The organism is Shigella sp. FC1661 (assembly GCF_001712525.1).
GTDB classification, from domain to species: Bacteria; Pseudomonadota; Gammaproteobacteria; order Enterobacterales; family Enterobacteriaceae; genus Escherichia; species Escherichia coli.
The window spans coordinates 1-8,475 of the sequence record NZ_MDGW01000082.1 but is presented as its reverse complement, the minus strand read 5'-3'; the positions used below and the strand labels follow the sequence as shown (position 1 = coordinate 8,475).

9 protein-coding genes and 3 pseudogenes are annotated in these 8,475 nt (G+C 48.8%); 7 read left to right on the top strand and 5 right to left on the bottom strand.

The genetic code is table 11. From position 1 onward, the window contains the following. The 4 genes from BFF42_RS06155 to ruvB all read left to right on the top strand — a co-directional run. A partial coding sequence (locus BFF42_RS06155; RefSeq protein WP_000474469.1) for an IS1 family transposase occupies positions 1–256 on the top strand: 256 nt, incomplete at its 5' end. 88 nt (positions 257–344) lie between these two features. Beyond that, positions 345–410 carry a stress response small protein YobI gene (gene yobI, locus BFF42_RS06150; protein ID WP_001386853.1) on the top strand — a complete coding sequence of 22 codons (66 nt, stop codon included), beginning with the start codon at positions 345–347 and terminating at the stop codon, positions 408–410. A gap of 138 nt (positions 411–548) precedes the next feature. After that, the gene (gene ruvA, locus BFF42_RS06145) at positions 549–1,160 is read left to right on the top strand and encodes a Holliday junction branch migration protein RuvA (RefSeq protein ID WP_000580323.1); all 612 of its coding nucleotides are present in this window, start codon (positions 549–551) and stop codon (positions 1,158–1,160) included. An 8-nt stretch (positions 1,161–1,168) separates the two neighbouring features. Continuing rightward, on the top strand, positions 1,169–2,179 hold the full coding sequence (ruvB, locus tag BFF42_RS06140) for a Holliday junction branch migration DNA helicase RuvB (protein WP_000568512.1): 1,011 nt from the start codon (positions 1,169–1,171) through the stop codon (positions 2,177–2,179). 49 nt (positions 2,180–2,228) lie between these two features. Here ruvB and znuB read toward each other — a convergent pair whose 3' ends face one another. Then, positions 2,229–3,014: a zinc ABC transporter permease subunit ZnuB gene (gene znuB, locus BFF42_RS06135; protein ID WP_000571464.1), complete on the bottom strand. Its 786-nt coding sequence runs from the start codon at positions 3,012–3,014 to the stop codon at positions 2,229–2,231. Then, the gene (znuC, locus tag BFF42_RS06130; protein ID WP_000203000.1) at positions 3,011–3,766 is read right to left on the bottom strand and encodes a zinc ABC transporter ATP-binding protein ZnuC; all 756 of its coding nucleotides are present in this window, start codon (positions 3,764–3,766) and stop codon (positions 3,011–3,013) included. Before znuC ends, znuB begins: the two co-directional genes overlap by 4 nt. A gap of 78 nt (positions 3,767–3,844) precedes the next feature. On the opposite strand from znuC, the gene znuA reads away from it, so the two are divergent. From znuA to lpxM, 3 genes and pseudogenes are all read left to right on the top strand, one after another. Beyond that, on the top strand, positions 3,845–4,777 hold the full coding sequence (znuA, locus tag BFF42_RS06125; protein ID WP_004983046.1) for a zinc ABC transporter substrate-binding protein ZnuA: 933 nt from the start codon (positions 3,845–3,847) through the stop codon (positions 4,775–4,777). Positions 4,778–4,792: 15 nt separating this feature from the next. Further along, positions 4,793–6,114, top strand: a pseudogene (mepM, locus tag BFF42_RS06120) (murein DD-endopeptidase MepM). Between the two features lie 119 nt (positions 6,115–6,233). Further along, positions 6,234–7,205, top strand: a complete 972-nt coding sequence (gene lpxM, locus BFF42_RS06115) for a lauroyl-Kdo(2)-lipid IV(A) myristoyltransferase (protein WP_000425295.1) — start codon at positions 6,234–6,236, stop codon at positions 7,203–7,205. Between the two features lie 87 nt (positions 7,206–7,292). Here the strand turns inward: lpxM and BFF42_RS06110 are convergent. From BFF42_RS06110 to BFF42_RS06100, 3 genes and pseudogenes are all read right to left on the bottom strand, one after another. Continuing rightward, positions 7,293–8,126 (bottom strand): annotated as a pseudogene (locus BFF42_RS06110) (glycoside hydrolase family 38 C-terminal domain-containing protein); the annotation flags it as partial. Between the two features lie 42 nt (positions 8,127–8,168). Next, positions 8,169–8,324: pseudogene (locus tag BFF42_RS06105) on the bottom strand (IS3 family transposase); the annotation flags it as partial. Positions 8,325–8,336: 12 nt separating this feature from the next. After that, the coding region (locus BFF42_RS06100; protein ID WP_021514769.1) for an IS1 family transposase at positions 8,337–8,475 on the bottom strand (139 nt) is incomplete at its 5' end.

Genomic DNA, 8,475 nt, shown 5'->3' with positions numbered 1-8,475 from the left:
GGGGCGTCTTATGAGCTTGCTGTCACCCTTTGACGTGGTGATATGGATGACGGATGGCTGGCCACTGTATGAATCCCGCCTGAAGGGAAAGCTGCACGTAATCAGCAAGCGATATACGCAGCGAATTGAGCGGCATAACCTGAATCTGAGGCAGCACCTGGCACGGCTGGGACGGAAGTCGCTGTCGTTCTCAAAATCGGTGGAGCTGCATGACAAAGTCATCGGGCATTATCTGAACATAAAACACTATCAATAAGTTGGAGTCATTACCCACGTTGTCATTCCATTGAAATAGATACGAATATACGTAATAGCATAAAAAAATTATTTTTTCAGGAGGCGCAATGTATATTTTTATTACGCATTTCTTCACTGAATACGTAATATTTAAATATTTGCTTCCAATATAACCTGTAGAATAAATCATACTGCGCCATTTTTCAGTTCATCGAGACACCTCGCAAGTTTTCTTCATCCTTCGCTGGATATCTATCCAGCATTTTTTTATCATACAGCATTATCTTTGATTCATTACGCAGGAGCGTCATGTGATAGGCAGACTCAGAGGCATCATCATTGAAAAACAACCCCCGCTGGTGTTAATTGAAGTGGGCGGCGTAGGCTATGAAGTGCATATGCCGATGACCTGTTTTTATGAACTCCCTGAAGCGGGTCAGGAAGCGATCGTTTTCACCCACTTTGTGGTGCGTGAAGACGCGCAACTGCTGTACGGTTTTAACAATAAACAAGAGCGCACATTGTTCAAAGAGTTGATCAAAACCAACGGCGTCGGCCCGAAGTTGGCGCTGGCGATCCTCTCCGGAATGTCAGCGCAGCAGTTCGTTAATGCCGTTGAACGTGAAGAAGTGGGGGCACTGGTGAAACTGCCGGGTATTGGCAAAAAAACCGCCGAACGCTTGATTGTTGAAATGAAAGACCGATTTAAAGGTTTGCATGGCGATCTGTTTACCCCGGCCGCCGACCTGGTACTCACATCACCTGCCAGCCCGGCGACCGACGATGCTGAACAGGAAGCGGTTGCCGCGCTGGTGGCGCTGGGCTATAAACCACAAGAAGCAAGCCGCATGGTGAGCAAAATCGCTCGCCCTGACGCCAGCAGTGAAACATTAATTCGCGAAGCCCTACGCGCCGCGTTATGAGGTAAAGGATGATTGAAGCAGACCGTCTGATTTCTGCCGGTACCACTTTGCCGGAAGATGTAGCAGATCGCGCCATTCGCCCTAAATTACTGGAAGAGTATGTTGGTCAGCCGCAGGTTCGTTCACAGATGGAGATTTTCATCAAAGCAGCGAAACTGCGCGGCGATGCCCTCGATCATTTGTTGATTTTTGGTCCTCCGGGGTTGGGTAAAACTACGCTTGCCAACATTGTCGCCAATGAAATGGGCGTTAATTTACGCACGACTTCTGGTCCGGTGCTGGAAAAGGCGGGCGATCTGGCAGCGATGCTCACTAACCTTGAACCGCATGACGTGCTGTTTATTGATGAGATCCACCGTTTATCGCCAGTTGTTGAAGAAGTGCTGTATCCGGCAATGGAAGACTACCAACTGGATATCATTATTGGTGAAGGTCCGGCGGCACGCTCCATTAAAATTGATTTGCCGCCGTTTACCCTGATTGGCGCAACCACGCGCGCAGGTTCGCTGACATCACCGTTGCGCGACCGTTTTGGTATTGTGCAACGTCTGGAGTTTTATCAGGTGCCGGATCTGCAATATATCGTTAGTCGCAGTGCACGCTTTATGGGGCTTGAGATGAGTGATGACGGCGCGCTGGAAGTTGCTCGTCGCGCTCGCGGTACGCCACGTATTGCCAACCGTCTGCTGCGTCGAGTGCGTGATTTCGCCGAAGTGAAGCACGATGGCACCATCTCGGCAGATATCGCTGCTCAGGCGCTGGACATGTTGAATGTCGATGCTGAAGGTTTCGATTATATGGACCGCAAATTGTTGCTGGCGGTAATCGATAAGTTCTTTGGTGGGCCGGTAGGTCTGGATAACCTGGCGGCGGCTATTGGCGAAGAACGTGAAACCATTGAGGATGTGCTGGAACCTTATTTGATTCAGCAAGGCTTTTTGCAGCGTACACCGCGTGGGCGTATGGCGACGACGCGGGCGTGGAATCACTTTGGCATAACGCCGCCAGAAATGCCGTAAGTCGGATTGGTCGCTCGCGCCGCATCCGACAAATGTGTTCAGCGATAGATTAGCTGGCCTGCTTTTTCATCATACTGATAATAAATAACAGTGCTGCACATAGCACCACCGACGGACCCGCCGGCGTATCGTAAAATGCGGAAAAGGTTAAACCGCCCGTTACGGCAACCATCCCCACCAACACAGCGACACCTGCCATCTGTTCCGGCGTGCGGGCAAAGCGACGTGCAGTAGCAGCAGGAATAATCAGCAGTGAAGTAATAATCAACGCGCCAACAAATTTCATCGCTACACCAATCGTCAATGCCGTCACCAGCATCAACAACAATTTCACGCGCTGTAATTTCACACCATCAACAAACGCCAGATCCGGGCTAATCGTCATCGACAGCAAATTGCGCCATTGCCAGAACAAAATAGCCACCACGATGACCACGCCAATCGCAATAGCGATGAGATCTTCTGGCGTCACTGCCAGCAAATCACCGAACAGGTAAGCCATCAAATCAACACGAATGTTAGACATCAGACTAACGACCACCAGGCCCAGCGACAGGGCACTGTGCGCCATAATCCCTAATAACGTGTCAATCGCCAGCTGTGGACGCTTCTCCAGCCATACCAGACCGCCCGCCAGGAGCAGCGTAACGGCAATTACCGCATAGAATGGATTCACGTCCAGCAACAAACCAAACGCGACGCCAAGTAATGAGGCATGAGCCAGCGTATCACCGAAATAAGACATACGACGCCAGACTACAAACGAACCCAGCGGACCCGCGGCACAGGCGAGCATGATCCCGGCTAACCAACCGGGAAATAATAATTCAATCATGAGCGATCATTTCCCCGACGCAAAACAATTCGTCCCTGTAAATCGTGACGATGATTATGATGATGGCGATAGATACCCAGTTGTTCAGCACCACGAGGACCAAACATAGAAATAAACTCCGGATGTAGGGAAACAACTTCCGGTGTGCCGGAACAACAAATGTGGTGATTCAGACACAGCACTTCATCGGTTTTTGCCATTACCAGATGCAGATCGTGAGAGACCATTAAAACGCCACAATCCAGTTCGCGACGCAACTGGTCAATAAGGTCATATAACGGCACCTGGCCATTTACATCCACGCCTTGAGTGGGTTCATCCAGCACTAATAATTGCGGTCGATTTAACAATGCTCGCGCTAACAGTACACGCTGTGTTTCGCCACCAGAGAGCTTTTGCATCGGTGCGTTAATCAGATGCCCGGCCTGGACACGTTTCAGTGCAGGCAAAATATCTTCTTTATGTGTGCCAGGGCGTAAGCGTAAAAAACGGTTTACGGTCAGTGGCAACGTGGTGTCGAGATACAGCTTCTGCGGTACATAGCCGATGCGTAGTTTTCCGTTGCGCTTGATAACCCCTTCATCGGGTGTTACCAGCCCGAGCACTACCCGTACCAGTGTCGACTTACCTGCGCCATTTGGCCCAAGTAAAGTCAAAATTTTTCCAGGTTTAAGTTCCAGTGACACATCAGAGAGGACGCGGCGTTGGCCAAAAGAAACCGAGACATTTTCCAGGGAAACCAGACTTGTCATGTTAATTTTAGTCTTGCAGTAGTCATGAAATGTTATAATATCACACTTCTCATATTCATTACGATGATTGGTCGCATTATGTTACATAAAAAAACGCTTCTTTTCGCAGCATTATCCGCCGCTCTCTGGGGAGGTGCAACACAGGCCGCAGATGCCGCCGTTGTCGCTTCGCTTAAACCCGTTGGGTTCATCGCTTCTGCCATTGCTGATGGTGTAACAGAAACGGAGGTTTTACTGCCTGACGGCGCTTCAGAACATGATTATTCACTGCGTCCATCGGATGTAAAACGCTTACAGAACGCGGACTTAGTCGTTTGGGTTGGCCCGGAGATGGAAGCGTTTATGCAAAAACCGGTAAGCAAATTACTAGGAGCGAAGCAGGTAACGATTGCGCAGCTTGAAGATGTGAAACTGCTACTGATGAAAAGTATTCACGGCGATGATGATGATCACGACCACGCGGAAAAAAGTGAAGAAGATCACCATCACGGCGATTTCAACATGCATCTTTGGCTTTCCCCAGAGATAGCGCGGGCTACAGCGGTTGCAATCCATGGAAAATTAGTGGAACTTATGCCGCAAAGTCGAGCCAAACTTGACGCCAACCTGAAGGATTTTGAGGCACAATTAGCCTCAACCGAAACGCAGGTTGGTAACGAGCTCGCGCCGCTCAAGGGGAAAGGTTATTTCGTTTTTCACGATGCTTACGGCTATTTCGAAAAACAGTTCGGACTGACACCGCTTGGTCATTTTACCGTTAACCCTGAGATTCAACCTGGCGCGCAGCGTTTACATGAAATAAGAACACAGTTGGTTGAGCAAAAAGCAACCTGCGTTTTTGCTGAGCCACAGTTCAGGCCAGCGGTCGTTGAGAGCGTCGCACGAGGGACATCCGTTCGTATGGGAACGTTGGATCCCTTGGGGACGAATATCAAACTGGGTAAAACAAGCTATTCAGAATTCCTGAGTCAATTAGCCAACCAGTATGCGAGCTGCCTGAAAGGAGATTAATGAGGAAGTGATTACGTGCAACAGATAGCCCGCTCTGTCGCCCTGGCGTTTAATAATTTACCGCGACCACACCGCGTTATGTTGGGGTCGCTCACCGTTCTTACTCTGGCCGTCGCTGTCTGGCGGCCCTATGTTTATCACCGCGATGCCACGCCAATTGTCAAAACCATTGAGCTGGAACAGAACGAAATTCGTTCGCTCTTACCTGAAGCCAGTGAGCCGATTGATCAAGCTGCACAAGAAGATGAAGCCATTCCCCAGGACGAACTGGATGACAAAATCGCCGGTGAAGCGGGTGTGCATGAATATGTTGTTTCCACTGGCGATACGCTAAGCAGCATTCTCAATCAGTATGGTATTGATATGGGTGATATCACCAACTGGCTGCGGCCGACAAAGAATTGCGTAACCTGAAAATCGGTCAACAACTCTCCTGGACATTAACCGCGGACGGCGAACTGCAGCGCCTCACCTGGGAAGTGTCTCGTCGTGAAACCCGAACCTATGACCGTACTGCCGCTAACGGTTTTAAAATGACCAGCGAAATGCAGCAAGGAGAGTGGGTTAACAATCTGCTGAAAGGTACCGTCGGAGGAAGCTTTGTTGCCAGCGCCAGAAACGCCGGTTTAACCAGCGCCGAAGTGAGCGCAGTGATTAAAGCCATGCAGTGGCAAATGGATTTCCGCAAACTGAAAAAAGGCGATGAATTTGCGGTGTTAATGTCTCGAGAGATGCTTGATGGTAAACGTGAGCAAAGCCAGCTGCTGGGCGTACGTTTGCGTTCAGAAGGTAAAGATTATTACGCAATCCGCGCTGAGGATGGCAAATTCTACGACCGTAACGGTACTGGTCTGGCGAAAGGATTCTTGCGATTCCCGACGGCGAAACAGTTCCGTATCTCGTCTAACTTTAACCCGCGTCGTACTAATCCGGTGACCGGTCGCGTTGCACCACACAGAGGTGTTGATTTCGCCATGCCGCAGGGTACGCCAGTGCTTTCAGTGGGTGACGGTGAAGTGGTGGTTGCCAAACGCAGTGGCGCAGCAGGTTATTATGTGGCTATTCGTCATGGTCGCAGCTACACCACGCGTTATATGCACTTGCGCAAGATTCTGGTGAAACCGGGACAGAAGGTGAAACGTGGCGACCGTATCGCGCTTTCCGGTAATACCGGACGTTCAACCGGGCCGCATCTGCACTATGAAGTATGGATAAACCAGCAGGCCGTAAACCCGCTGACGGCAAAACTGCCGCGTACCGAAGGGCTGACCGGCTCCGATCGTCGCGAATTCCTGGCGCAGGCCAAAGAGATTGTGCCGCAGCTACGGTTTGATTAATTAACATCCATTCGCAGCCGGTACGCAGTCAGTACCGGCTTTTTTTATTTGGTGCGGGGCAAGTTGCGCCGCTACACTATCACCAGATTGATTTTTGCCTTATCCGAAACTGGAAAAGCATGGAAATGAAAAAAAATAATAGCGAATACATTCCTGAGTTTGATAAATCCTTTCGCCACCCGCGCTACTGGGGAGCATGGCTGGGCGTAGCAGCGATGGTGGGTATCGCTTTAACGCCGCCAAAGTTCCGTGATCCCATTCTGGCACGGCTGGGACGTTTTGCCGGACGACTGGGAAAAAGCTCACGCCGTCGTGCGTTAATCAATCTGTCGCTCTGCTTTCCAGAACGTAGTGAAGCTGAACGCGAAGCGATTGTTGATGAGATGTTTGCCACCGCGCCGCAAGCGATGGCAATGATGGCTGAGTTGGCAATACGCGGACCGGAGAAAATTCAGCCGCGCGTTGACTGGCAAGGGCTGCAGATCATCGAAGAGATGAGGCGTAATAACGAGAAAGTTATCTTTCTGGTGCCGCACGGTTGGGCCGTCGATATTCCTGCCATGCTGATGGCCTCGCAAGGGCAGAAAATGGCAGCGATGTTCCATAATCAGGGCAACCCGGTTTTTGATTATGTCTGGAACACGGTGCGTCGTCGCTTTGGCGGTCGTCTGCATGCGAGAAATGACGGTATTAAACCATTCATCCTGTCGGTACGTCAGGGGTACTGGGGATATTATTTACCCGATCAGGATCATGGCCCAGAGCACAGCGAATTTGTGGATTTCTTTGCCACCTATAAAGCGACGTTGCCCGCGATTGGTCGTTTGATGAAAGTGTGCCGTGCGCGCGTTGTACCGCTGTTTCCGATTTATGATGGCAAGACGCATCGTCTGACGATTCAGGTGCGCCCACCGATGGATGATCTGTTAGAGGCGGATGATCATACGATTGCGCGGCGGATGAATGAAGAAGTCGAGATTTTTGTTGGTCCGCGACCAGAACAATACACCTGGATACTAAAATTGCTGAAAACTCGCAAACCGGGCGAAATCCAACCGTATAAGCGTAAAGATCTTTATCCTATCAAATAAAAAAAGCCTCTCAAATTATTGAGAGGCTGTACTCGATAAAAAATCTCAATGAGTGTTCCCACTATTTTGAGTTTTTAGGTTAGTACGCTATTGAGTTAATCGTAGCGTGATAATTTCAAAAGGTTTGAACTCAAGATTGCAATATTGATTGCAATAAAAACTGTCATCTAACTTATTTTCTTGAAGATCGACATATTGAACGTAGTGATAATTACATACCCACGAAAGCATGGCTGAAATTTCTAATCCATGACTCTCATATAATCTTACGATTATACCGTCGCCGTCTTCAGCTAATTTTATTGTTTCGATGATAACGCTGTTAGTATCGATAGCAAAAAATGATAGTGAAGGGGGTAATTCACCCGGGTGCGGTTTGACAGGGACGACCTGTAAGGGATGATTCATTATATAGGCTTGATTAATAACACCACCCACACGGTAATCTCCATGATGAGGAAATAAGGAGAATATGAATTTTTGTTTACCAATATCTGCAAAATTATTAATCAGGAAATTATCATAATTGTCTGTCTTAACAACTTCCCCAGGTTTATGCTGCGAACGCAGCAAAGTTAATTCAAGCGTCTGGTCTTTGACACGGTAGCCATATTTGTTTTTTGCTATTAAAGCTATGCCAGTTTCTCGATCAGAAAGGTCGACCCAGTGATGTGCTGGTATTTCATCTTTGGCAAAAGCGAACGAATCATCGCTATGCGTTGGTCTGTCAATTACACCGAACTGAATTTGACATTGTGCAAGAGATGTTTGTACTGACACCGGGAATTTGACTTTGAGAGAAACATTAGGTTCGTGCCAATCAATAAAAGTTTGGACATCAACGCGTGGACTGTCCTGTGTCAGGGTAAATGCGAAGCGAAGATAAGAGGAATTGTAGTGATAAATCAGCGTCATCGTAGTGAGGTGTACTGGCAATAGCGGACACTACCATTTGTTCTTTTTTTAAGCAGTCATCTGATGATATTTTTCCCTGAAGGCTGCCGGGGAGATATTCCCCAGACGAGAGTGACGACGCTGACGATTGTAGAAAATCTCAATGTATTCCCGTATTACTGAGATGGCTTCATCCCGGTTATTAAAACGATAGTGGCTCAGGGTAATGACTCCAACTTATTGATAGTGTTTTATGTTCAGATAATGCCCGATGACTTTGTCATGCAGCTCCACCGATTTTGAGAACGACAGCGACTTCCGTCCCAGCCGTGCCAGGTGCTGCCTCAGATTCAGGTTATGCCGCTCAATTCGCTGC

What these genes read in the sequence shown, in the direction of transcription:
- ruvB (WP_000568512.1), top strand. Translation starts at nt 1,169, where the DNA reads ATGATTGAAGCAGACCGTCTGATTTCTGCCGGTACCACTTTGCCGGAA.
- znuB (WP_000571464.1), bottom strand. Translation starts at nt 3,014, where the DNA reads ATGATTGAATTATTATTTCCCGGTTGGTTAGCCGGGATCATGCTCGCC.
- znuC (WP_000203000.1), bottom strand. Translation starts at nt 3,766, where the DNA reads ATGACAAGTCTGGTTTCCCTGGAAAATGTCTCGGTTTCTTTTGGCCAA.
- znuA (WP_004983046.1), top strand. Translation starts at nt 3,845, where the DNA reads ATGTTACATAAAAAAACGCTTCTTTTCGCAGCATTATCCGCCGCTCTC.
- lpxM (WP_000425295.1), top strand. Translation starts at nt 6,234, where the DNA reads ATGGAAATGAAAAAAAATAATAGCGAATACATTCCTGAGTTTGATAAA.